Here is a 25,739-nt window from a genome sequence, read left to right on the forward strand (position 1 = left end):
CTCATGTCCGATACGGTCAAAATCTATCACAACCCGCGCTGCTCCAAGAGTCGCGACACGCTGAGCCTGCTGAAGGCTAACGGCATCGACCCCGAAGTGGTGCTCTATCTGGAGACGCCGCCGGATGCCGCCACGCTGCGCCAGCTGCTGAAGATGCTGGGGATGGCCAGCGCGCGCGACTTAATGCGCCAGAAAGAAGATCTCTATAAATCCCTCGATCTCGCTAACCCGCAGCTGAGCGAAGATGCGCTGATCCAGGCGATGATTGATAATCCAAAGCTGATTGAACGGCCTATCGTCGTTAGCCACGGCGAGGCCCGTATCGGTCGCCCGCCGGAGCAGGTTCTGGAAATCGTTAACTAAGTTGTCGATCCTCAGGCCGCGGCCCGCTAAAGCTTGAGGATCTCTTTCACGAAAGGAATGGTCAGCTTGCGCTGGGCGGTAATGGAGGCGCGATCGAGCTGATCGAGCGTCATAAACAGCGAACGCATTTCGCGATCCAGCCGCTTAAGCAGGAACCGACAGACGTCTTCCGGCATTTCGAAACCGCGCAGTCTGGCGCGAAGCTGAAGCGCCTGGAGCTTGTCTTCATCCGACAGCGGCTGCAGCTTGTAGATTTGCCCCCAGTCAAGACGCGAAGCCAGATCCGGCAGGCCAAGCTTGAGCTGGCGCGGCGGTCGGTCGCCGGTAATCAGCAGCCGGGTTTTACCGGACTCGAGAATGCGGTTGTAGAGATCGAAAATCGCCATTTCCCACAGTTCATCGCCCGCTACGCACTCAATATTATCGATACAAACCAGCGACAGGTGCTCCATCCCGTCCAGCACTTCAGGAACAAACCACGTCCGTTTATCCAGAGGTACGTAGCCCACCGCATCGCCGCGCTGGGAGAGCTCCGCGCAGGCCGCGTGCAGGAGATGGCTGCGCCCCGCCCCTTCGCGTGACCAGATATAGATGTATCCGCTATGTTCCTGCCGCAGCACGTTCTGAAGGGCGGCAAGAAGAGAAGGGTTATCGCCCGGCCAGAAACTCGCGAAAGTTTCATCATCGGGAAGATACAGTGGCAAAGAGAGCTGTGCCGGTGCGTTCAGATGGACCTCAACATAGGCTTGCAGAAAAACGCGGAGAGTTTAGCACAGAAATACGCAAGGAGAGAACCGGGCAGGATCGCCGCCCGGTATAAGGATCAATGTTTTGCTTCTTCGCTATCCGCAGCGTCGAGAACCACCTCTTCCGGACGCAGCACGCTAATCAGTTTGAAGATCAGGCTCAGCCCGACGCCAACGATGGTCGCCAGCGCCATGCCTTTCAGCTCGGCGGCGCCGATATGCACTTTTGCCCCGCTGACGCCGATGATCAGGATAACGGAGGTCAGAATCAGGTTCTGCGCCTTGTTGTAATCAACTTTAGATTCGATCAGCACGCGAATACCCGAAGCGCCGATAACCCCGTACAGCAGCAGCGAGACGCCGCCCATTACCGGCAGCGGGATAATCTGGATCGCCGCCGCCAGCTTGCCGACGCAGGAGAGCAGAATCGCGATGATCGCCGCGCCGCCGATAACCCAGGTGCTGTAGACGCGGGTGATCGCCATCACGCCAATGTTCTCGCCGTAGGTGGTGTTTGGCGTGGAGCCAAAGAAGCCGGAGATCACCGTAGACAGGCCGTTGGCAAACATTGAACGATGCAGGCCCGGATCGCGGATCAGATCTTTTTTGACGATATTGGCCGTGACTACCAGATGTCCAACGTGCTCGGCGATCACCACCAGCGCGGCGGGGAGAATGGTGAAAATCGCAAACCATTCAAAGCGCGGGGTGTAGAAGGTCGGCAGCGCGAACCAGTGGGCCTCGGCGATGGGCGTGGTATCGACGACGCCCATCACGAAGGAGAGCGCGTAGCCGACCAGGACGCCGATTAAAATCGGGATAATCGCCAGGAAACCGCGGAACAGCACCGAACCGAAAACCGTCACCGCCAGCGTCACCATCGAAATAATAATGGTTTTGCTGTCCGGCGATTGCCCGTCAGCGGGCAGCAGACCGGCCATATTCGCCGCCACGCCCGCCAGCTCCAGGCCGATAACCGCGACAATCGCGCCCATCGCCGCCGGTGGGAACATCACGTCCAGCCAGCCGGTTCCGGCTTTTTTGACAATAAAGGAGACGATGCAAAACAGCACGCCGCACATGATAAAGCCGCCGAGAGCGACTTCGTAGCCCAGCGGCAGCAGAAGCAGCACCGGGGAGATAAACGCAAAGCTCGATCCGAGATAAGCCGGAATTTTGCCTTTGCAGATGAAAAGATATAACAGCGTTCCGATGCCGTTAAACAGCAGTACCGTGGCCGGGTTGATATGGAACAGAACGGGCACCAGTACCGTTGCGCCAAACATGGCGAACAGATGTTGCAAACTAAGCGGGATTGTCTGTAAAAGCGGCGGTCTTTCACTCACCCCGATAGCACGGCGCGTCATGGCATTTTCCTCTGAGAGTCGTTTGTTGATTGCTGTTGGTGTGTTTTATTCAAAAAAAAGCCGACTCTCAAAGTCGGCTTTTTCTACTTCATCATTTATTTCGTACCAAAAATCTTATCGCCGGCGTCGCCGAGCCCCGGAATAATGTATCCGTGCTCGTTCAGGCCCTGGTCGATGGACGCGGTGTACAGCTCAACGTCCGGATGCGCTTTCTCCAGCGCGGCGATGCCTTCCGGCGCCGCCACCAGAACCAGCACCTTAATGCTGGAGCAGCCCGCTTTTTTCAGCAGGTCGATGGTGGCGATCATGGAGCCGCCGGTCGCCAGCATCGGGTCAACCACCAGCGCCATGCGTTCGTCGATGTTGGATACCAGCTTCTGGAAGTAAGGCACCGGCTCAAGGGTCTCTTCGTTACGATAGATGCCCACCACGCTGATGCGCGCGCTCGGCACGTGCTCAAGCACGCCTTCCATCATCCCCAGACCCGCGCGCAGAATCGGCACTACGGTAATTTTCTTGCCTTTGATCTGCTCAATTTCTACCGGGCCGTTCCAGCCTTCGATGGTGACTTTTTCGGTCGCCAGATCGGAAGTTGCTTCATAAGTCAGTAAGCTGCCAACTTCTGAGGCGAGTTCACGGAAGCGTTTGGTGCTGATGTCGTGCTCACGCATCAGGCCCAGCTTGTGTTTGACGAGTGGGTGTTTCACTTCCACGATCTTCATTCTCTTTCTCCTCTGAGGGGCAGCCACAAAAAAAATCGCCGGATTATACCGCCTTTTTCCTTTTACGCCATAGCCGATATGTTTGACCGGGATCAACCAAAATGCTTTACGCTGCCTGTGCCAGTATAAGACAAAATAAAAAAACCCCGCGAAGGCGGGGCTGAATGGGGCTTTACGGCCGTTTATAGCTTTTCGCCGTTGCTGCCGATAACCTGCTGATACCAGGCAAAAGATTTCTTACGGCTACGCGCCAGCGTGCCATTGCCCTCATTATCTTTATCCACGTAGATAAAGCCGTAGCGTTTTTTCATCTCACCGGTTCCCGCGGAAACCAGGTCGATACAGCCCCACGGGGTATAGCCCATCAGGTCGACGCCATCCTCAACAACCGCTTTTTTCATTTCGGCGATATGGGCGGAAAGGTAGTCAATACGATACTGGTCATCCACCGAGCCGTCCGCTTCGCGCACGTCGATGGCGCCAAAGCCGTTCTCCACAATAAACAGCGGCAGCTGGTAATGATCCCAGAACCAGTTCAGGGAGTAGCGCAGCCCTACCGGATCAATCTGCCAGCCCCAGTCTGACTTCTGCACGTACGGGTTGGAAACCAGACTCTTGCTTTCATCGTAATCCAGCTGCGGATTATCATCCGTTGCTTTCGTGGCGAACGACATATAGTAGCTAAAGCCGATATAGTCGACGCAGCCCTGAGTCAGCGCCACGCGGTCTTCTTCGGTGATGTCCAGCGCAAAACCGCGACGCTCGAAGTAATTCAGCAGGTGCTGCGGATAGCGGCCGCGCACGTGAACGTCGGTAAACCAGTAGCGGCGATGCATGGCGTTCATCGCCATCATCATATCGTTGGGCGCACAGCTCAGCGGGTAAATCGGACACATGGCGATCATGCAGCCAATCTGCAATGACGGGTTAATTTCGCGGGCGGCTTTAACCGCCAGCGCGCTGGCGACCAGCTCATAGTGCGCCGCCTGAAACATGACCGGCTCGCGGTCCTCCCCCGGCAGATATTTCAGTCCGGAGTTGGTGAACGGCGCAAAATCTTCGTGGAAGTTGGCCTGGTTATTGATCTCATTGAAGGTCATCCAGTACTTCACTTTGTGCTGGTAGCGGGTAAATACCACCCGGGCAAAGCGGACGAAGAAATCAATCAGTTTACGGTTACGCCAGCCGCCGTACTCCGTCACCAGATGGTACGGCATTTCGAAGTGGGAGAGCGTAATCACCGGCTCAATACCGTGCTTCAGGCACTCATCGAACAGGTCGTCGTAAAACTGCAGCCCGGCCTCGTTAGGTTCTTGCTCATCGCCCAGCGGAAAGATGCGCGTCCAGGCAATGGAGGTGCGGAAGCATTTGAAGCCCATTTCGGCAAACAGGCGAATGTCGTCTTTATAGCGATGATAAAAATCGATCGCTTCGTGGTTGGGGTAGTTTTTCCCCGGCAGCACGCCATCGGTGATTTCGCGCGGTACGCCGTGCGCGCCTGCGGTCATCACGTCGGCGACGCTCACCCCTTTACCGCCCTCTTTCCAGCCGCCTTCCAGCTGATGCGCCGCCACCGCGCCGCCCCACAGAAAACCTTCTTTAAATCCGGACATGTTCTCTCCCTATGCGCAGTCGCCGCTCTGCGACCGGTATTGCTGATTGAAATGGTAAACCGCGCCTACCAGCCCGGCATCGTTGCCGTGGCTGACGGTGTCGATATATTCCGCAATGCCAAACCAGGCCAGATGTTCGCGCAGCAGCGCCAGAAAGCCCGGTCGTTCCACAATCCCGCCGCCGATCAAAATCGTTTGCGGGTCGAATAAGTTGACGAGGTTGTAAAGCCCGGTACCCAGGCCGTTAAAGAATTCAGCGACCAGACGTCGACAGGTGGCGTCGCCCGCATCGTAGCGGTCAAAAATCTCTTCGCCAGTGACGTCATCCAGCGCCTTGCCGATATGTTCAGCGTAGCGATGGCGCAGCACGCGCAGCGTGCATTTTTCGTTCATCGAATAGCGCCGCACATCGCGGGTGCCCGGACGCGCGGTTTGCATATAGCCGAACTCGCCGGCGCGGAAGCGCGCGCCGTGGACCAGCTGGTTATTACAGAAAATCGCCCCGCCGATGCCGGTGCCGATGGTCAGGACCAGAAAGTTGCTCATGTCGGCGGCTTTCCCCCGCCAGCGCTCGGCCAGCAGCACGCAGTTGGCATCATTCTCAATGGCCACGGGCAGGCGAACCTGCTGCTCAAGCCAGCGTTTGATGGCGAAGTTATCGAATTTACGGATGGCGCCGCCCATTTCGATAAAGCCGGTGTGCGGGTTAACGTAGCCGGGCGCGCTGATTGCCACCCCTTCACACGCCGGGTGAGCGGCGATCCACGCCAGCATCGCCTGCAGGATCTGGTCGCCGTCGCTGTCGACGATGTTCTGCTTTCCTTTCTCCAGCAGCGTGCCTTCGCGCGTCATTACCCCCATTTTTAACGCCGTGCCACCGATATCAAATGCGGCAATGTTCATCCTCAGCTTTCCTCCAGAATCCATCACATTCGCGGTTTATCTCTCCAGAAATCAGGAAAGAAACCGGTTTCACTGGCATGATGATTATTCCCGACAACGCTGGCAAGCAGAAGAATGTACCCGGTTTCATTTTCGTGAACAGTATCAAATTTGCGCACTTAACGGCCGTTTTACATCGGCTGCAAAGCAGGCTCGCAAACGTTTGCTATCCCTGTTAGAATTGCGCCGTTTTTTATTGCTACCGCAAACGCGTGGAGACTTCGCAGTGACCGATAAAACCTCTCTCAGCTATAAAGATGCCGGCGTGGATATTGATGCAGGCAACGCTCTCGTCGACCGTATTAAGGGCGTGGTGAAGAAAACCCGCCGCCCGGAAGTGATGGGTGGACTGGGCGGATTCGGCGCGCTGTGCGCGCTGCCGCAGAAGTATCGCGAACCGGTTCTGGTCTCCGGCACCGACGGCGTCGGCACCAAGCTGCGTCTGGCGATGGACCTCAAGCGTCACGACACTATCGGTATCGACCTGGTCGCTATGTGCGTAAACGACCTCGTGGTTCAGGGCGCAGAGCCGCTGTTCTTCCTTGATTACTACGCGACCGGCAAACTGGATGTCGATACTGCGGCGAGCGTAATCAGCGGCATTGCCGAAGGTTGTCTGCAGTCAGGCTGCGCGCTGGTGGGCGGCGAGACGGCGGAAATGCCGGGCATGTACCACGGCGAAGATTATGACGTGGCCGGTTTCTGCGTTGGGGTGGTAGAAAAATCAGAAATTATCGACGGCAGCAAAGTGGCCGATGGCGACGTGCTGGTGGCGCTGGCTTCCAGCGGCCCGCACTCTAACGGCTACTCTCTGGTGCGCAAAATTATCGAAGTCAGCGGCGTTGACCCGCAAACCACCGATCTCAACGGTAAGCCGCTGGCCGACCATCTGCTGGCGCCGACCCGCATTTATGTGAAATCCGTACTCGACCTGATCGCCAACGTTGACGTGCACGCCATCGCCCACCTGACCGGCGGCGGCTTCTGGGAAAACATCCCGCGCGTGCTGCCGGACAATACCCAGGCGGTCATTGATGAATCCTCCTGGCAGTGGCCGGACGTGTTCAACTGGCTGCAAACCGCGGGTAACGTTAGCAGCCACGAAATGTATCGCACCTTTAACTGCGGCGTCGGCATGGTCATCGCGCTGCCGGCGGAAGCGGCGGATAAAGCCATTGCCTTCCTGAACGACAAAGGTGAAAGCGCGTGGAAAATAGGGTATATCAAAGCCTCTGATTCCGAACAGCGTGTGGTCATTGAATGAAAAACATCGTGGTGCTGATTTCCGGTAACGGTAGCAACCTGCAGGCGATTATTGACGCCTGCGCCCGGAAAAAAATCAACGGCACCCTGCGTGCAGTCTTCAGCAACAAGGCCGACGCGTTCGGCCTTGAGCGCGCGCGCGCGGCCAATATTCCGGCTCACGCGCTCGCCGCAAGCCAGTTTGCCAACCGGGAAGCTTTCGACCGAGAGCTGATGCACGAGATCGATGCTTACGCGCCGGATCTGGTGGTTCTCGCCGGCTACATGCGTATTCTTAGCCCGGCTTTTGTCGCCCACTACCAGGGGCGCATGCTGAATATCCACCCTTCCCTGCTGCCAAAATATCCGGGGCTGCACACCCATCGTCAGGCGCTGGAAAATGGCGATGAGGAGCACGGGACGTCGGTGCATTTTGTGACCGATGAGCTGGACGGAGGTCCGGTGGTTCTGCAGGCAAAGGTACCGGTTTTCGCTGAAGATACCGAGGACGACATTACCGCCCGCGTACAGGCGCAGGAACACGATATCTATCCCCTGGCTATCAGCTGGTTTGTCGATGGCCGCCTGCGCGCGGAAGGAAACGAAGCCTGGCTTGATGATGTTCCTCTTCCACCGCAGGGATATGCGGCAGAAGAGTAAACTTTCCCGCCTCTGGCGTCCGCTGGAGGCGTTTTTCATTAGCTCAGGTTTCCCGCACGGATGACCGCTCGCATTTTTCCAGACACAGCGCTTGCGTATTCCAGCCTGCCGGTAGGGGAACTGGACGCTGCCAATCAAGTTCTCTGATGACTAAATCGGAAACCCCCTGCGCAAACAGGACGGGTAGCCCTCCGGGATAGGGTTCGACTCCCCAGGCCTTTCCCGTTTCTGGGTTGAGGCACCAGGCGTTATCGACACCCATTCCTGTTGGCGAAAGAGGATTACACGGCGGACGAATATCATAATTCCCCTGCCAACCGTGGCAATGCAGTCGCTGGGTAAGCTGAATACTCTCGAGTCGTATTCGGTTGATCATGGAAGGGGTTTCACTGTGCATATTGATGGCGCCTTCACATTCTCCGCAAAGCCCACGAAACTGGATTTGCGTAATCTCACCGGGCTCGATCTGCGGATTCCTGCGACGCGCGGAGAGGAAAATCGGGTCCGCCTCCCCCCAGTGACAGGCTGGCGCCGCCACACACTCAAAAGTCATGCTGGTAAAGAGCATTCTTCGTAGCCGGCCGCCATCTCGTGAAATCAGGCCGATACCGCGATTCGAATCATAGATAGTGCAGTTGCTGACCACAATATCTTCAATATCTTGCCAGGTTTCCGTGCCGATTTTAAAAGCGCAGCTTTTTGAGCGCAGGGTACAATTGACGATCGTCACCTGACGTAAAGGACGTTGGATAGCCGCCGGTTTATCGGTGGTTTTCAGACAAATTGCATCGTCCGCCGCACTAAAAAAACTATTAGCAACGTGTACCTGCTGACAGCTATCGATATCCAGCGCATCAGTATTTGCCATTGTCAGATCGTTATCGACGGTAATGCCATCAATCACCACCTGTGAACATGAAACAAGATGAATTGTCCACATCGGCGCATGGTGTATACAGATATTTTCCAGCCTGACCCGCTGGCAATTTTCCAGAAGAATCATGCGCGGCCGCTGTTCGGCGGGCGTGCGATAGCCCATATCATCAACCGATGAGGAGAACCAACCATCGGCATTACCGTAAATAGTACCGCCCCCACAAATCGAGATATTTTCGGCATCCTGGGCATAGAGGAAAGCCCGGTCTGAGCACTCTGCGCGGCTTAAGGCCACCGCCTGGGTGAAGTCAGCATAATTATCGCTGACGATGAGTTCTGCACCGGGTGACAACCACAGGCAGGTGTTTGACCCCATGCGTAACCCGCCAAGGTAATATTTTCCACTTTCCACCACCAGCGTACCGCCGCCCGCTTGCGATAAGGTATCCAGCGCTTTTTGAAAAATCTCAGTGTCGCGAGTAATACCATCTGCGTGCGGGCGCCAGTTTGAAAGAAAAATGTTCATAGGATTTCCTGAGATGAAATGGGAATGCTATCTGAACACAGTCATTATCGATCGCCGTAGGGCAAAACAGCATCGACATAAGTAATCTGTCGCCGTTCTCACAACGTCCTTTTTTCCCGCAGTTCATCTGTGATTTCGGACACATTTCTTCTCGCTCCTTCCGCAGAAATAGCGATGGCTATCACATTTCATTTTTTCGCCCGTCCTAATACTGCCGGCCATATCACGCTATTTATTTCATTTAATCCGCTTTCTCCGCCCCGCTCTCAGTTCTTAACAAAAGCGCCTTGATGACGATTCCGCAAAATTTTCACCTCTTTTACTGTGCTACTTCCTCTTTACTGACAGAAGAGACAGGAAAAATGACGAGGACAGTAACGGCACCACGGGAAGTAAAAACACGCAATATTCTCTGCTGGGGGATGGGCGATATCTTCGGCAGCGGGGCAATGACGATCACCGGGCTTTGGCTGCTTTATTTTTATATTGAAGTGGCGGGCCTTTCTCCCGCCGCCGCCGCATCCATCTTTGCGATCGCCAAAATTTGGGATGGCATCACCGACCCGATCATGGGTTATATCACCGACAATATTCGCACGCGCTGGGGGCGACGCCGAATATTCTTTATTATCGGCGCGCCGCTCTCCTTTTGCTTTGCCCTGATGTGGGTAAGCGGTTTTGGCTATGCCTGGTATCTTGGTACTTATTTGTTATTCAGCACCGTTTTTACCCTCTTGATGGTGCCCTACGATACGCTGCCTGCGGAGATGACCTCGCGTTACGATCTGCGTTCAAAAATGTCTGGCGCGCGGATGCTATTTGCCCAGGCGACAGCGTTTTTATCTGCACTTATCCCAGGACAAATTTTGGCGCACGTCGCCGATAAATCGCAGGCATTTTTATATATCGGCCTGGTCTTTTCCGTACTCTTCGCCCTACCGTGGATCTTCGTTTGGCGGGGAACCTGGGAACGGGAGAATCTCCCGCCGCCTTCGACTCAGCGCGGGATGGGGAAAACAATTATTTCGCTGTATCGAGAAATGGCTTCAACTTTCCGTTTACGTACTTTTCGCATTCACATCATGATGTACGTTGGCGGAGCCGTCGCCCTAGATATTTTCGGCTCGCTGTTTATGCACTATCTTACATATGTACTTCAGGTCGGCGCATCCTTAGCTTCCCAGGCAATGAGCCTGATGACGCTATTTCAATTTTTTGCCATCCCTTTCTTTACCTGGCTTTGTATTCGCATCGGCAACGGCAACGCCTACAAACTGGCAATTGCACTGATTATGTGCGCTCTACTGTGGTTCAGCCAGCTTTCCGCCTCCATTAGCCATTTATCAGGATTCTTATTCGGCGGGGCCATCGTGATGGGCATCGCACGCGGCGGAACCTATCTTATCCCATGGAACGTCTACAACTTTTTACCTGATGTGGATGAAGCTTATACCGGCGTCAGACGTGAAGGCATTTACGCGGGCGTCATGATGCTAACGCGCAAATTTTCCCAGGCGCTGGCCCTGTTTATTGTTGGACTGGCGCTGGAGGCGTTTGGCTTTACCAAAGGCGCAGAGTCGCAAGATGCCGCCGCGCTAAACGGCATCTGGTGGGTATTCCTTATCGGACCGGGTTTACTCACTCTGCTGGCGATGTACGGCGCGTTTCGCTTTCGTCTAAGCCAGGAGTGTCATAAGACGCTTACCTTCGAGCTAGAGCGTCTGCGGTCTGGCGGTAAACCCGAAGATGCATCAACGCAGGTACGACAAACCGTAGAGTTACTTACCGGGCATCCGCATATGAATACCCACTGGCAGCATACAGCTGAAACGACAACGCAAGGGAATCTCTATGTCGCAGAAAATAAGCCATCCTGAAATCATCCGTCTTATCGAAAAACTGATCGATAGCCTCACCGCAATTCAGGATGACAATGGTCAATTCCTGCAGCGCCTGCCTGACGGGCGCGTGATTGATACAAAAGGCTGGGCTGGATGGGAATGGACACATGGTATCGGCTTGTTTGGTCTCTACCGCTACCATGAACTTACCGGCTCATCTCGCGCCAGGCAGATTATTGACGACTGGTTCAGCGCCCGTTTCGCCGAAGGAACGCCGGAGAAGAATATTAATACCGCGATCCCTTTTTTGACGCTTGCCAGTCGCTACCAGCAGGACGCGCGTCACGAATGGCGCGCGTATCTGGAAGTGTGGGGAGATGCGCTTTATCGTCAGATTCCGCGCACTGATGAAGGCTGCATGCAGCATGTCACCTACGAAAACGCGCATTATCAGCAAATCTGGGATGACACCTTGATGATGGCGGTCCTGCCTCTGGCCAGGATTGGGCTTTTATTGCAAAAACCTTACTGGGTAGAAGAAGCAAAATTTCAATTTCTACAGCACATTCACTACCTTACGGATAGAAAAAGTGGTTTATGGTTTCACGGCTGGAATTTCGACGGCAGGCATCATTTTGCCGGTGCCCGATGGGCTCGTGGCAATAGCTGGATAACACTGGCGATTCCTGAACTACTGGAAATGCTCAATCTTGATGAGCATGACGCCTTCTATCGCCAGCTCTGTAACATCCTGCAGGGCCAGGTATCCGCCCTCGCCCGCTGTCAATGTGAAAACGGGCTATGGCCGACGCTATTAGATGATGCAACAAGCTACGCTGAAGCCTCAGCAACAGGGGGATTCGCAGCCGGTATCCTGAAAGCGATACGTCTCGGCTACCTCGACGACAGCTATCTACCCGTTGCCGAACGAGCAATCGCAGGCATTATTGAGCATATCTCGCCGGAGGGAGAGTTAACCCAGGTTTCATTTGGCACGGCAATGGGACACGACCTTGACCATTACCGACGAATCCCCCTAACTGCGATGCCATATGGCCAGGCGCTGGCGATACTCAGCCTGGTCGAGGCTTTATACCGCACGCGTTAATACCTAATGCCTGAGTGCCGATAGTTCGCTACTCAGGCTATCAGCCAGGCTACGAACCCGACCCGCATCGAACATGATATAAAACCCAGGCGATGCTTCGTTCATCTGCTGGCAAAGCATCTCCATTTCGGATGCCCCCTGATACAACGCCTGCACGTTGATATGGCAGATTTCTCTCATACTCCAGCTATTCTCCACCTCACGAGCAAAATGCAGCGTAAAAAAAGCTTTCTGTGCATGCGTGAACAGCTGACAGTAGAGTGCGAGCCCCCGCCATTCATTCTGCCAGAGCCGATAGAGCGCCGTGGGAAACGCGGCATTCTCGGCAAACTCCAGCGCCTGCGCGCATAGCTTCAGGGCATCTGCCGCTACCTCATCCTTCTCTTGCGCAATTCGCGTGAGGTTTTCCATCGATATTTGCGGATCGTCACGCGTGAAGTGGATATCCTTGGCCGACCCCGGCAGCCAGTGATTACGCGCCAGCTGGCTGTACAAACTCCATACTGCCTGACCGTAGCTTTCCGGTAGCTGACTATGGCGGTGAAAAACGTGATCGCGAACATAAATCGCCTGGTAAAGCACCTCCGTTGCCTGCTCAAGTAGCTGCTGAAAACGGCGGGCGACTGTAACATCGGGGCACCAGCCGTAACGCTCAGCCAGCCAGAGATCCAACAGCTGCTCCTGGGTCTTTCCCGCACCATGACCTAACAGCTGGCTACAGGCAAACAGATTGCATTCGCTTAACGTTTCCGGTACCCAGTGGTTATCAACGCTCTCCCAACTGGTTTTGCATATCGCACCGGTGATTCTGGGATTCGCGCTTTGGCACCACAGCAGTCGGCCTTTTAACTCATCAATGCGCAAGAAAGGCATAACGCCCCAGCCCACCTCTTCGCCTGCTAAATCAATATCAACCCAGACGTCTCGCATAGTGACCTGAAGCAGTGCGGGATTATTTGGAAATGCTGGCCAGAAACGTTCTGGCGTTAACTTGATCGATACCGAAACGGTTGGCGGAAGCGGCTCGATAGCATCGAGAACGGTACCAAGATCATCATTACTTGCAGGGAAAACCCGCAAAACCAGATGTTTATTTTGTGCGGTAACCACCTGGCTGAGCGCTTGAAAACAACGGCGATAGAGCACAAAGCTTTGCGACGGTTGCCGGGTATTTTCAGGCTCATCCCTGGCGTTTATATCCCATTTAGGGCGCGTAATTGGCAATAAACCATCGGTGCTGGAAAGCGCAATAATTAGCCCTGTTAAAGCTGGAATTCCCTGACAAACGCCGCGAATTTTGTCTGTCAGCCAGCGGCTCCAGAAATCCACATCAAAAAGGATCCCTTGCTGGTTATCCAGTAGATACTTATGCGACAACAGCAATTCCGTTGGGAAATCCAGCTCTTTTGCCTGTAAATAAAATCGCAGCCCCTGCTCGCGGCAATACATGGCGAGACGATTAAGGTAGATACAGCGCGCTCTCTGCTGGCTGGAAACGCTATCGTTATAGTGAAAAGGCGTATATCCCTTCGGGGACACCAGCTTACCGAAGAGATCTGCCTGCCCCACCACGATAGTATTAAAGCCATGCTGAGAGGCATACCTGACCAGATTGCATACCGATGACCAGTTCCATATATCCTGATTATTCAGTTCTAACGCTCGCGTCTCCCACATGGTTTTGCTCCTGAATCTCACCTTGCCTTGAACATAACGTAAGTCGCGAAAATCGTCTGTTTTTCTTCGCTATATACTGAAAGAAAACAGTCATACTTCTTTGACATAATTGGACATTCAGTGGCAAAGCTCGCCATAATGAAATAGCAACATACATCTACCGGAGTGTGAGCTGTAATGGGCCAGGAAAAGCTATACATCGAAAAAGAACTCAGCTGGTTATCCTTTAACGAGCGCGTACTTCAGGAAGCGGCGGACAAAAGCAACCCGCTGATCGAGCGCATGCGCTTTTTAGGGATTTACTCTAATAACCTCGATGAATTTTATAAAGTGCGCTTTGCCGAGCTGAAGCGCCGCATCATCATCAGCGAAGAACAAGGCAGTACCGCACACTCTCGCCATCTGCTGGGCAAAATTCAGGCCCGCGTGCTCAAGGCCGATCAGGAGTTTGACGGCTTATACAACGAGCTGCTGTTGGAAATGGCGCGTAACCAGATTTTCCTGATCAACGAACGCCAGCTCTCCGTCAACCAGCAGTCCTGGCTGCGTAACTACTTCAAGCTGTATCTTCGTCAGCACATCACGCCAATCCTGATTAACCGCGAAACGGATCTGGTGCAGTTCCTGAAGGATGATTACACCTACCTGGCCGTCGAGATTATTCGCGGGGATACCATCAATTACGCGCTGCTTGAAATTCCGTCAGACAAGGTGCCGCGTTTTGTGAACCTGCCGCCGGAAGCGCCTCGCCGCCGCAAGCCGATGATTCTGTTAGATAACATCCTGCGCTACTGCCTGGATGATATCTTCAAGGGCTTTTTTGATTACGACGCGCTGAACGCCTACTCGATGAAAATGACCCGTGACGCCGAATACGATCTGGTGCACGAGATGGAATCGAGCCTGATGGAGCTGATGTCCTCCAGCCTGAAACAGCGTCTGACCGCCGAGCCGGTGCGCTTCGTTTATCAGCGCGATATGCCCGACGCGATGGTCGAAATGCTGCGCGATAAGCTCTCCATCTCCAACTACGATTCAATGCTGCCGGGCGGTCGTTACCACAACTTTAAAGACTTTATCGGCTTCCCGAACGTCGGCAAAGCCAATCTGGTCAACAAACCGATGCCGCGTCTGCGTCATCTGTGGTTTGATAAATTCCGCAACGGCTTTGACGCAATCCGCGAACGCGACGTGCTGCTTTACTACCCGTACCATACGTTTGAACACGTCCTTGAGCTGCTGCGCCAGGCCTCTTTCGACCCAAGCGTGCTGGCTATCAAAATCAACATCTACCGCGTCGCGAAAGATTCACGGATTATCGACTCGATGATTCACGCCGCCCACAACGGTAAGAAAGTGACGGTGGTCGTGGAGCTGCAGGCGCGTTTCGATGAAGAAGCCAATATTCATTGGGCTAAACGCCTGACCGAAGCCGGCGTGCACGTTATCTTCTCCGCGCCGGGCCTCAAGATCCACGCCAAGCTGTTCCTGGTTTCGCGCAAAGAGGGCGATGAAGTCGTGCGCTATGCGCATATCGGCACCGGCAACTTCAACGAAAAAACCGCGCGTCTTTACACCGACTACTCGCTGCTGACCGCCGATGCGCGCATCACCAATGAAGTCCGCCGGGTATTTAACTTTATCGAAAACCCCTACCGCCCGGTCAGCTTCGATTATCTGCTGGTGTCGCCGCAAAACTCGCGTCGCCTGCTTTATGAGATGATCGATCGTGAAATCGCCAACGCGCAAAATGGTCAGCCGTCGGGCATCATGCTGAAGCTGAACAACCTGGTCGATAAGGGGCTGGTAGACCGTCTCTACGCCGCTTCCAGCTCCGGCGTGCCGGTTAATTTGCTTATTCGCGGTATGTGCTCGCTGATCCCCGGTCTGGAAGGAATCAGCGAAAATATTCGCGTGACCAGCATTGTTGACCGTTTCCTTGAGCATGACCGCGTTTATTGCTTTGAAAACGGCGGCGATAAGCAGGTTTGGCTATCGTCCGCGGACTGGATGACGCGCAATATTGACTATCGTATCGAAGTGGCCGCGCCGCTGCTGGATCCGCGCCTGAAACAGCGGGTGCTGGATATTTTCGATCTCCTCTTCAACGATACGGTGAAAGCACGCTATCTTGATAAAGAACTGAGTAATCGCTACGTGCCGCGCGGCAATCGCCGCAAAGTGCGCGCACAGATGGCGATATACGACTACCTCAAATCACTTGAACAGCCCGATTAACCTATGCCAATAAACGAAAATGCCCCTCGGCCGCAGGAGTTCGCTGCGGTCGACCTCGGTTCAAACAGTTTTCATATGGTGATCGCCCGTGTCGTTGACGGGGCAATGCAGATCATCGGTCGTCTGAAACAGCGCGTACATCTGGCCGACGGCCTGGATGAAAACTCTGTACTGAGCGAAGAGGCTATTGCGCGCGGGCTGAACTGCCTGTCGCTGTTCGCCGAGCGCCTGCAGGGTTTTGACCCATCAAGCGTCTGTATCGTCGGCACGCACACGCTGCGCCAGGCGACAAACGCCGCAGAGTTCCTCAAGCGCGCGGAGCAGGTCATCCCCTACCCGATCGAAATCATTCCCGGCAACGAAGAAGCGCGTCTGATTTTTATGGGCGTGGAGCACACGCAGCCGGAGCGAGGCCGTAAGCTGGTCATCGATATCGGCGGCGGCTCTACCGAGCTGGTTATCGGCGAGGATTTCGAGCCTCGTCTGGTGGAAAGCCGCCGTATGGGCTGCGTGAGCTTCTCTCAGGCCTACTTTGCTGGCGGCGTCATCAACAAAGAGAATTTCCAGCGCGCGCGTCTTTCCGCCGTGCAGAAGCTGGAAACTCTGGCCTGGCAGTTCCGCATCCAGGGGTGGAACGTCGCCCTGGGCGCATCGGGCACCATTAAAGCCGCTCACGAAGTGCTGGTGGCCATGGGCGAGAAAGACGGGTTCATCACTCCCGAGCGCCTCGAGATGCTGGTCGAAGAGCTGCTGAAGTATAAAAACTTCGACTCGCTAAGCCTGCCCGGGCTGTCTGAAGATCGGAAAGCCGTTTTTGCGCCCGGTCTGGCTATCCTGTGCGGGGTGTTTGACGCGCTGGCGATTAAAGAGCTGCGCTTGTCCGACGGCGCGCTGCGCGAAGGCGTACTGTACGAGATGGAAGGACGTTTCCGTCACCAGGATATCCGTAGCCGCACCGCGCAGAGCCTGGCGAACCAGTACAATATCGACCGCGAGCAGGCGCGTCGGGTGCTGGAGACCACCACGCATATTTATGAGCAATGGCAGGAGCAGAATCCCAAGCTCGCGAACCCCCATCTGGCGGCGCTGCTGAAATGGGCGACCATGCTGCATGAAGTCGGCTTGAATATTAACCACAGCGGCATGCACCGTCATTCGGCTTATATCCTGCAAAACAGCGATCTGCCGGGCTTTAATCAGGAACAGCAGATGCTGATGGCCACCTTAGTTCGCTATCACCGTAAAGCGATTAAGCTGGATGATTTACCGCGTTTCACGCTGTTTAAGAAGAAGCAGTTTCTGCCGTTAATTCAGCTGCTGCGCCTTGGCGTGCTGCTGAATAACCAGCGTCAGGCAACGACAACGCCGCCGAGCCTTACGCTGAAAACCGAGGCAAACCACTGGACGCTGACCTTCCCGCACGACTGGTTTAGCCAGAATGCGCTGGTGCTGCTCGATCTGGAAAAAGAGCAGGAATACTGGGAAGGGGTACCTGACTGGTGGCTGAAAATCAGCGAAGAAGAGAAGCCTGACGCGGCAAGCTAGTTTCGCGCATATGGGCCGGACGTCCGGCCCATTCGCTTATCAATCCTCAACCAGCGCCTCAAGCGGGGCCGGTTTGCCGATATCATAGCCCTGCATATAATCAATCCCCAGCGAAACCACAGCCTGCCGAATCTCGGGCGTTTCGACATATTCGGCCACCACCTGCATATTTTTCATCCTCGCCAGAAGGCAAATAGAGGCAACGGCCTGATAGTCCAGACTGCTGGTCACCAGATTACGAATAAAACTACCGTCGATTTTCAGCAGATCCGCATTCATCGTTTTCAGCCGCGCGTAGCTGGCATAGCCGGTGCCAAAGTCATCAATCGCTACCCGACAGCCCAGGTCCTGAAGCTGCGCCAGGGTTTTCCGCGCCTGCTCGGGATTGGTCAGTGAATGGTTCTCCGTCAGCTCAAAAATAATCTGCCAGGGTTCAATGTCATAATGCTCCAGCAGCGTTTTTACCTGCTGATGAAAATAACTGTTACTCACTGAAAACGGCGAGATATTTATCGCCAGGCGCATTCCAGGAAGCTTTTTGCGCCGCTTGTCCATAAAGATCAACGTATGTTCGAGGACCCAGCTATCGATACGCGCCGACAGTCCAAACTCGTGCGCCACCGGTAAAAAGACATCCGGCATGATGATTTCATCGTTGTCGTTCAGCATTCTCAGCAGAACTTCATGATAGCTATCCCCCCGGATGCCGACGATCGGTTGTGCCATCAGGACGAAGCGATCGTGCTCCAGCGCCTTCACCAGCTGATTCATTATCATGACTTTGTCTTTCAGCTCCTGCTGCGTATTAATGGCGCCGCGACGCTGTAAATTTTCAGGACTTCCGATCGCCAGGGAAAGGTCAGCCGCGCCGCTGAGTTCTCCAAGCAGTAAATGCAGATGCATCACCGGAGAGCGAACGTTGCAATAGCTGAATCCCACGGGCGGCTGCAGCGGCATACCGTTCCAGACAAAGCGAAACTTTTTGAGATGGTCAAACAGCAGGGGGACTCGCTGCTGATGGTCTTCACTGTGCAGATGGATAACCAGCTCGTGCCCGGCCATCTGATAGATATCCTCCCCGGGCTGCAATAGATCGCCAAGCGACTCGGCCAGCAGCTGCTTGTACTGAATGCGCAACAGAACGCCGTAATGGCGGCCCAATATTTCCAGCTCGGGAATGCGTAAGAAGCACAGCACTGACCAGGAGGATTTATTTAACGCCCGACTCAGCGCGCGGATATTGGGCAAGCGTACAACCGGATCAATGAAGGCCATCCGCCGCATCCGCGCATAAAAAATTCTCTGCTGCGTCGCCAGCATCGCCATATAGGCGATAATAAATGAAAACACCAGATAGCTTGAGGAGATAATAGCCAGCTGATTACTGTAAATCGGTGAATGCGGGAGATATTGATAATGAAAGTGGATAATAACAATTAATATAGGGGACCAGACCAATGAAATGAAGCGATAGCCAAAACGCATCGCCCCCCACAGCATCACCGGCATAAGCAAGGACAAGGTATAATTTGTACTAAAAATAGTGCTCGTACTACTTAGCGGCATTAATAGCAAAACTAATAAAATTAACAGCACTACCGCCCATAAAATAAACTCTAAGGGCTTTATTTTCGGATCGATCTGCAGGCGAATCTGAGAAACAAAACCCCGAATATAGAGCGGGTTGCGGATAATTCGAATCAGAAAGTAGCATAGCGGCACGCCGGTCAGGCATCCGGCCATCAGGGCCTGAAAGGTGATAAGCGAACGCAAACTTAAGGGGTTGACCCCAATCAACCCGGTCGCGCGAGGATGGATCCCCAAATACTCGGCGAGCTGGGAAAGGATAAGAAAGATCAGCGATGGCAGCAACATTTGCCAGAACAATCGCTGAGGCATCAGTCGCACATTGCCATGCGAGATTTGCTGCCTTCGCGGGACAAAAACGCGATACCCGCCCCAGCAAAGGACGGTCGGAATAAGAAAATGGAAAATCACGCCGATGGAATCTTCCAGCGCCATGCCGCGCGTAATGGAAAGCAGCAAACCGACAACGATCCCCGGTAAAGCAGCCCAGCCGAAAAACAGCATCAGGCTCAGCACTAACGCCAGAGGTAAATAGTAAAGATAAACTTCATTACCATTCAGTACAGCAACGGTGTTCGCCCATCTTGCCAGGGGGAGTAAAAGGATGGGTAAGATGAGCGGCAGCGACCACCATTTATCCCGATATCGTCTGTAAAGTTTAATAATGTTCATAGATGCTCTACGGATAACCCTAAATCCTGCAGGGTATATTCAGGCAGGCATCCAACCAACCGTCATAATCGCGCAAGGAATAACAACGCGGAACTGGCTGGTGATTTTAGTTGTCGGTGAGAATAGACGATTGATATAAATCAAAAAATCACGTCGCTAATATTAATAATGTCTTTTTTTTAACATCAATTTGCGATAAGCAGAAAGCATGTAAATACGAGGATTATCTTATATAACATTAATTAATGTTTTACCCCTGGGATTTTTACATCCTCATCAATTGACCCTTCCGCGTTACTGTGCCTTAATACGCACATCGCCCATCCTTTGGGTATACTTTAAGGAACCTTTTGTGAGTCAGGCACCCAGTATGCGTAAACGACATCGATTTAACCGTCGCATGACCCGTATCGTACTGCTTATCAGCTTTATCTTCTTCTTTGGACGCTTTGTCTACTCCTCCATCGGTGCCTGGTACCATCATCAGGACAAAAAGCAATCGCAGCAATCCACTATCACCGTTGAACCTTCAGATCCGCTAAAAACGCCGGTACAAAAATAAGCGCGGTACGCTGTTCAGCAACCGGCCTGAGAGAGCAAACGCAGCACTTCAGCGATGCCTTTGCTGATGATTTTATCCTGCCGCATGACGATGCCTAACTGCCGATACAGGCGCGGAGTCAACGATTGCACGTTCAGGCCGACGCGATCCTGCGGATCCTCTACCGCCATACGCGGCACGATGCTGTATCCCAGTCCCGCTCGCACCATCCGCTTAATCGCCTCAATGCTGCCTAACTGCATGACTGGCACGACCATCAGTCCATTATGGCGAAACCAGCCGTCAATCAGATCCCGGGTTCCGCTCCCCGCTTCAAAAGCAATTAGCGGCAATGATTGCAGAACCTCTGGCGTCAGCGGCGAGGGCAGGTCGTCCTGAGCATCGCTAAAAATACCGACAAACTCTTCATCTAAAACCGGCGTCACCGCCAGGCTGCGTCCGTTCGCCGGAAGCGTACAAAGGCCCAGATCAAGCCGGTTCTCCTCGATAGCCCGAACCACTTCCAGGGTATTGCCAACCGTGACCCTCACCGTCAGCAGAGGGTGATCCTGATGCAGCTTCTGCAGCAGCGGCGGTAACAGGTGGATACAGGCGGTCGCCCCGGTACCCAACGTTATCGAGCCGCTGATTTCTCGATTGAATTCGCTAACCGATTGCACTGCCGCGCCCACCGCCAGTTCAATCCGCTCGCTGTGCGCCAGCAGGGCGATGCCGGCCGCCGTCGCTTTGATGCCTCGTCCTGTTCGCTCAAGCAGTCTGGTTTGGAGAAATTGTTCCAGCTGACGTACCTGCAGACTTACCGCAGGCTGCGACAGCCCCAGCAGGTCAGCTGCGGCGGAAAAGCTTCCGCGCTGTACCACCAGGCGGAACGTCGCCAGATTTCCCAGATTGAGCGTCATCATCACAAAGTTTCTCTTATAAGGGTCATAAATGGACCGGCCTGCCTCCACAATAGCGTGCAGGGTATGCTGCCGACAACAGCGTAACAAAATGGACGATCATGAAAACATCTGCAAAACCACTCTCCGCGCCGGGCGCCGTCACGCTTGCCGCCGGGTGCAACCAGCTAATAAACTGGGGAATCTCATTTTATATGCCCGGCACTTTCGCCAGAGCTATTGCTCAGGAGACCGGCTGGGCCGCAACGGAAATCTACTTTGGCCTGACTATCGCCATGCTGATGATGGCGATGCTCTCCCCGTTTGTCGCCCGGCTACTGGCCTGCTTTGGGGGCCAACGGGTGGTGGTCACGGGTACGCTAATGATTTCAGCGGGCTGCCTGGTAATGGCTTACGTCCAGAGCCTGCCGGGCTGGTTCGCCGCCTGGGTTCTGACCGGCGCCGGGATGCGTCTGGCGCTCTACGACGCGCTGTTCGCCGCGCTGGTGAATATCTATGGGCAAAGCGCCAGATTAACTATCTCGCGCGTGACGCTGGCCGGCGGCCTGGCTTCGGCTCTCTTCTGGCCGCTCGGCGCCGGGTTGTTGACGCAGATGGACTGGCGGCATGCGCTGCTGATTTATGCCCTGTTTGGCCTGCTTAGCGCGATGCTGCTGTGGAAAATGCCAAATCACAGACTGCCGTCACCGAAACGGATAATGCAACGCCAGCGGCTCTCCCACCGCGATAAACGCCCTGCCCTCCTGTACGCGTCGCTGATTGCGCTGGTAACCTTTGTTTCCAACGGTACCTCGACGCATCTCCCCGAGTATATCGCCAGCGTCGGGCTTCCTGTCGCGGTGGGAATGCTGTGGGGGATTGGGCAAACCGGCGCGCGCTTTCTCGAAGTGGCATCCGGTTCTGTCCTTACGCCGTTGCGGCTAACGATACTGACCACCCTGTTGATGCCGCTCTGCTTTGCGCTCGGCCTGAGCGGGCCATATCTGTCGTGGGCGGCCGGCGGATTTGTGCTGGGTTACGGCGCGATCAACGGCCTGACGACCGTATTTAAAGCCACTCTGCCGCTGCAGCTTTTTGCCGCCGAGGATTATGCCCGACGAACCGGTATTCTGTTGATTCCCGCGCAGCTGCTGGCCGCCGCCTCGCCGTTTGCCTACGCGTGGCTGAATGATCATCTCGGGATAAGGGGCAGTTTAGCGGTTTCCGCCGCGCTGGCCCTGGTGGTGGCAGCTCTGGCGATGGCCATTGCATGGTGTCAGCGGGAGAATACGCCAGCGGCGATTGAAGAACGGGGTTGACAGTAGAAACCCGGTGTATCGGTATTCATCGTCTCAGGGAATGCCGTAACTCGGCGATATTGTTAAGAAAAATGCCATTAATGACGTCAATCATTAATGGCATTATTTTTTTATTCAATTAACGCAAAGAATAAAGTTTATTCCCACTCAATGGTCGCCGGCGGCTTACCGCTGATGTCGTACACCACGCGGGAAATACCGTTGACTTCATTGATGATACGGTTGGATACGCGGCCGAGGAAATCGTACGGCAGATGCGCCCAGTGAGCGGTCATAAAGTCGATGGTTTCAACCGCACGCAGGGAAACAACCCAGTCGTACTTACGGCCATCGCCCATGACGCCAACGGAACGGACCGGCAGGAACACGGTGAACGCCTGGCTCACTTTGTTGTACAGGTCGGCTTTGTGCAGCTCTTCAATGAAGATTGCGTCCGCGCGGCGCAGCAGGTCGCAGTACTCTTTCTTCACTTCGCCCAGCACGCGCACGCCCAGACCCGGCCCCGGGAACGGGTGGCGGTACAGCATATCGTACGGCAGACCCAGTTCGAGGCCAATCTTACGCACTTCATCTTTGAACAGCTCGCGCAGCGGTTCAACGAGGCCCATCTTCATCTCTTTCGGCAGGCCGCCCACGTTGTGGTGAGATTTGATGACGTGCGCTTTACCGGTTGCGGAAGCCGCGGACTCGATGACGTCAGGGTAGATGGTCCCTTGCGCCAGCCATTTCACGTCTTCCAGCTTCAGCGCTTCTTCGTCAAACACTTCAACGAACACGCGGCCGATGATTTTACGCTTCGCTTCCGGATCGTTTTCGCCCGCCAGCGCGGCCAGGAAACGCGCCTCGCCTTCGACGTGAACGATGTTCAGGCCGAAGCGATCGCCAAACATATCCATAACCTGCTGGGCTTCATTCAGACGCAGCAGACCGTTATCCACAAAGACGCAGGTCAGGTTTTTGCCGATGGCGCGGTGCAGCAGCATGGCGGTCACGGAGGAATCCACGCCGCCGGACAGGCCGAGGATCACTTTATCGTCGCCAACCTGCTGACGAATGCGCTCGATGGCATCGTCGATAATTTTGGCCGGGGTCCACAGCGCTTCACACTGGCAGATATCGCGTACGAAACGCTCCAGCATGCGCAGACCCTGACGGGTGTGGGTGACTTCCGGGTGGAACTGTACGCCGTAGAAACGTTTCTCTTCGTTAGCCATAATGGCGAACGGGCAGGTTTCGGTGCTGGCAACGGTGACGAAGTCAGACGGGATGGCGGTGACTTTGTCGCCGTGGCTCATCCAGACGTCCAGCATCGGCTTACCATCCGCGCTCAGCGCATCTTCGATACCGTGAATCAGGGCGCTATCGGTCTGCACTTCAACCTGCGCATAGCCAAACTCACGTTCATTAGAGGCTTCAACGTGGCCGCCCAGCTGCATCGCCATGGTCTGCATGCCGTAACATACGCCGAATACCGGCACGCCGGCTTCAAAGACATACTGCGGCGCGCGCGGGCTGTTATCTTCGGTGGTGCTTTCCGGGCCGCCGGAAAGAATAATGCCGTTAGGATTAAACTCACGAATTTGAGCTTCAGTCACGTCCCATGCCCACAGTTCACAGTAGACACCTAATTCACGAACGCGACGCGCAACCAGCTGGGTGTACTGAGAACCGAAGTCCAGGATAAGAATACGATGTTTATGAATGTTATCCGTCATTGACGATAATTCCGAGGCAAGTGATACAGGTTAAATAAATCGCCCGGCGCGTGGCCGGGCGATGAAAATCAGGAGCCCATGCGGTAGTTCGGGGATTCCTTGGTGATAGTCACGTCGTGAACGTGGCTCTCCTGGATACCCGCGCCGCTGATGCGCACGAATTCCGCTTTGGTCCGCAGGGTGTCGATGGTACCACAACCAGTCAGGCCCATACAGGAGCGCAGGCCGCCCATCTGCTGGTGAATGATCTCTTTCAGGCGGCCTTTATAGGCGACGCGGCCTTCGATACCTTCCGGTACCAGTTTGTCGGCGGCGTTATCGGTCTGGAAGTAGCGATCGGAGGAACCTTTAGACATCGCGCCAAGGGAACCCATACCGCGGTAAGATTTGTACGAACGGCCCTGATAGAGTTCGATTTCACCCGGGGACTCTTCGGTACCGGCCAGCATTGAGCCAACCATAACGGCGGCTGCGCCTGCGGCGATCGCTTTCGCGATATCGCCGGAGAAACGAATACCGCCGTCGGCGATAACCGGGATACCGGTGCCTTCCAGCGCTTCAACCGCGTCAGAAACGGCGGTGATCTGCGGAACGCCCACGCCGGTCACGATACGAGTCGTACAGATGGAGCCAGGGCCGATCCCTACTTTCACCGCGCTGCAGCCGGCTTCCGCCAGCGCACGTGCGCCCGCGCCGGTCGCCACGTTGCCGCCGATGATTTGCAGGTCAGGGTATTTCGCACGGGTATCGCGGATACGCTGCAATACGCCTTCAGAGTGGCCGTGAGAGGAGTCGATCAGCAGAATATCTACGCCCGCGGCAACCAGCGCATCCACGCGCTCTTCGTTACCGGCGCCCGCACCCACCGCCGCACCGACGCGCAGGCGACCCTGCTCATCTTTACAGGCGTTCGGTTTACGCTCCGCTTTCTGGAAATCTTTAACGGTGATCATGCCGAGAAGATGGAAGCTGTCATCCACAACCAGCGCTTTCTCAACGCGTTTTTCATGCATTTTGGCAAAAACCACTTCGCGGCTTTCGCCTTCGCGAACGGTCACCAGACGCTCTTTCGGCGTCATATAAACGCTCACCGGCTGATTCAGGTCGGTGACGAAACGCACGTCGCGACCGGTGATGATGCCGACCAGCTCGTTGTCTTCGGTCACCACCGGATAGCCAGCAAAACCGTTGCGTTCAGTCAGCTCTTTCACTTCGCGCAGAGTGGTGGTCGGCAGGACGGTCTGCGGGTCGGTAACCACGCCGGACTCATGCTTCTTCACGCGCTTAACTTCTTCCGCCTGGCGCTCGATGGACATGTTTTTATGAATAAAGCCGATGCCGCCTTCCTGTGCCAGGGCAATTGCCAGACGCGCTTCCGTCACGGTATCCATTGCAGCAGAGAGCATTGGAATATTCAGACGAATGGTTTTCGTCAGCTGAGTGCTGAGATCGGCGGTATTTGGCAGAACGGTTGAATGAGCGGGAACGAGGAGGACGTCGTCAAACGTCAGGGCTTCTTTAGCGATACGTAGCATGGGCA

Annotated in this window: 20 protein-coding genes; 9 read left to right on the forward strand and 11 right to left on the reverse strand. The window is 54.8% G+C overall.

From position 1 onward, the window contains the following. The first annotated feature begins 3 nt into the window (after positions 1-3). Positions 4-363: an arsenate reductase (glutaredoxin) gene (gene arsC / locus F8562_RS07575; protein WP_014839186.1), complete on the forward strand. Its 360-nt coding sequence runs from the start codon at positions 4-6 to the stop codon at positions 361-363. A 26-nt stretch (positions 364-389) separates the two neighbouring features. On the opposite strand, the gene F8562_RS07580 is transcribed toward arsC, so the two are convergent. The 5 genes from F8562_RS07580 to bglK all read right to left on the reverse strand — a co-directional run bounded on the left by F8562_RS07580 (position 390) and on the right by bglK (position 5,714). Beyond that, positions 390-1,091: a DnaA inactivator Hda gene (locus F8562_RS07580; RefSeq protein WP_211800913.1), complete on the reverse strand. Its 702-nt coding sequence runs from the start codon at positions 1,089-1,091 to the stop codon at positions 390-392. 95 nt (positions 1,092-1,186) lie between these two features. Then, positions 1,187-2,476, reverse strand: a complete 1,290-nt coding sequence (gene uraA / locus F8562_RS07585; RefSeq protein ID WP_004853099.1) for a uracil permease — start codon at positions 2,474-2,476, stop codon at positions 1,187-1,189. 95 nt (positions 2,477-2,571) lie between these two features. Then, a complete protein-coding gene (gene upp, locus F8562_RS07590) occupies positions 2,572-3,198 on the reverse strand; it encodes a uracil phosphoribosyltransferase (protein WP_004123492.1) in 627 nt (208 codons plus the stop codon). Positions 3,199-3,380: 182 nt separating this feature from the next. Then, complete coding sequence (locus tag F8562_RS07595) at positions 3,381-4,811, reverse strand: 6-phospho-beta-glucosidase (RefSeq protein WP_014230344.1); 1,431 nt, start codon at positions 4,809-4,811, stop codon at positions 3,381-3,383. 9 nt (positions 4,812-4,820) lie between these two features. Further along, complete coding sequence (gene bglK / locus F8562_RS07600) at positions 4,821-5,714, reverse strand: beta-glucoside kinase BglK (RefSeq protein WP_014839187.1); 894 nt, start codon at positions 5,712-5,714, stop codon at positions 4,821-4,823. 265 nt (positions 5,715-5,979) lie between these two features. On the opposite strand from bglK, the gene purM reads away from it, so the two are divergent. Continuing rightward, complete coding sequence (gene purM / locus F8562_RS07605; RefSeq protein ID WP_049114485.1) at positions 5,980-7,017, forward strand: phosphoribosylformylglycinamidine cyclo-ligase; 1,038 nt, start codon at positions 5,980-5,982, stop codon at positions 7,015-7,017. Continuing rightward, positions 7,014-7,655, forward strand: coding sequence for a phosphoribosylglycinamide formyltransferase (purN, locus tag F8562_RS07610; RefSeq protein ID WP_014230347.1), 642 nt, complete (start codon positions 7,014-7,016; stop codon positions 7,653-7,655). The genes purM and purN overlap by 4 nt, the downstream gene beginning before the upstream one ends. 43 nt (positions 7,656-7,698) lie before the next feature. Here the strand turns inward: purN and F8562_RS07615 are convergent, their stop codons facing one another. After that, entirely contained in the window at positions 7,699-9,057 is a 1,359-nt protein-coding gene (locus F8562_RS07615) for a glycoside hydrolase family 28 protein (RefSeq protein ID WP_014839190.1), read from the reverse strand. 422 nt (positions 9,058-9,479) lie between these two features. On the opposite strand from F8562_RS07615, the gene F8562_RS07620 reads away from it, so the two are divergent. Beyond that, on the forward strand, positions 9,480-10,934 hold the full coding sequence (locus F8562_RS07620) for an MFS transporter (protein WP_014230349.1): 1,455 nt from the start codon (positions 9,480-9,482) through the stop codon (positions 10,932-10,934). Next, on the forward strand, positions 10,909-12,006 hold the full coding sequence (locus F8562_RS07625; protein WP_004853118.1) for a glycoside hydrolase family 105 protein: 1,098 nt from the start codon (positions 10,909-10,911) through the stop codon (positions 12,004-12,006). Before F8562_RS07620 ends, F8562_RS07625 begins: the two co-directional genes overlap by 26 nt. 3 nt (positions 12,007-12,009) lie before the next feature. Here the strand turns inward: F8562_RS07625 and F8562_RS07630 are convergent, their stop codons facing one another. Further along, positions 12,010-13,683, reverse strand: coding sequence for a hypothetical protein (locus F8562_RS07630; RefSeq protein WP_094909357.1), 1,674 nt, complete (start codon positions 13,681-13,683; stop codon positions 12,010-12,012). A gap of 177 nt (positions 13,684-13,860) precedes the next feature. On the opposite strand from F8562_RS07630, the gene ppk1 reads away from it, so the two are divergent. Both ppk1 and ppx read left to right on the forward strand, forming a co-directional pair. Then, a complete protein-coding gene (gene ppk1 / locus F8562_RS07635; protein ID WP_004123499.1) occupies positions 13,861-15,921 on the forward strand; it encodes a polyphosphate kinase 1 in 2,061 nt (686 codons plus the stop codon). Between the two features lie 3 nt (positions 15,922-15,924). After that, the gene (gene ppx / locus F8562_RS07640) at positions 15,925-17,466 is read left to right on the forward strand and encodes an exopolyphosphatase (RefSeq protein ID WP_004853121.1); all 1,542 of its coding nucleotides are present in this window, start codon (positions 15,925-15,927) and stop codon (positions 17,464-17,466) included. 39 nt (positions 17,467-17,505) lie between these two features. Here the strand turns inward: ppx and F8562_RS07645 are convergent, their stop codons facing one another. Continuing rightward, complete coding sequence (locus tag F8562_RS07645; RefSeq protein ID WP_094909358.1) at positions 17,506-19,725, reverse strand: EAL domain-containing protein; 2,220 nt, start codon at positions 19,723-19,725, stop codon at positions 17,506-17,508. A gap of 370 nt (positions 19,726-20,095) precedes the next feature. Here F8562_RS07645 and F8562_RS07650 point away from each other — a divergent pair, with 370 nt between their 5' ends. Continuing rightward, positions 20,096-20,287 carry a YfgG family protein gene (locus F8562_RS07650; RefSeq protein WP_009654356.1) on the forward strand — a complete coding sequence of 64 codons (192 nt, stop codon included), beginning with the start codon at positions 20,096-20,098 and terminating at the stop codon, positions 20,285-20,287. A 14-nt stretch (positions 20,288-20,301) separates the two neighbouring features. Here F8562_RS07650 and F8562_RS07655 read toward each other — a convergent pair whose 3' ends face one another. Then, positions 20,302-21,189, reverse strand: a complete 888-nt coding sequence (locus F8562_RS07655) for a LysR family transcriptional regulator (protein ID WP_014230353.1) — start codon at positions 21,187-21,189, stop codon at positions 20,302-20,304. 98 nt (positions 21,190-21,287) lie between these two features. Here F8562_RS07655 and F8562_RS07660 point away from each other — a divergent pair, with 98 nt between their 5' ends. Next, the gene (locus F8562_RS07660) at positions 21,288-22,484 is read left to right on the forward strand and encodes an MFS transporter (RefSeq protein ID WP_014839193.1); all 1,197 of its coding nucleotides are present in this window, start codon (positions 21,288-21,290) and stop codon (positions 22,482-22,484) included. Between the two features lie 137 nt (positions 22,485-22,621). On the opposite strand, the gene guaA is transcribed toward F8562_RS07660, so the two are convergent. Beyond that, on the reverse strand, positions 22,622-24,199 hold the full coding sequence (gene guaA / locus F8562_RS07665) for a glutamine-hydrolyzing GMP synthase (protein ID WP_004853173.1): 1,578 nt from the start codon (positions 24,197-24,199) through the stop codon (positions 22,622-22,624). A 68-nt stretch (positions 24,200-24,267) separates the two neighbouring features. Further along, complete coding sequence (gene guaB, locus F8562_RS07670) at positions 24,268-25,734, reverse strand: IMP dehydrogenase (protein ID WP_014230355.1); 1,467 nt, start codon at positions 25,732-25,734, stop codon at positions 24,268-24,270. Between the last annotated feature and the right edge of the window lie 5 nt (positions 25,735-25,739).

This window comes from Klebsiella sp. RCJ4 (assembly GCF_009025755.1).
GTDB classification, from domain to species: Bacteria; Pseudomonadota; Gammaproteobacteria; order Enterobacterales; family Enterobacteriaceae; genus Klebsiella; species Klebsiella michiganensis.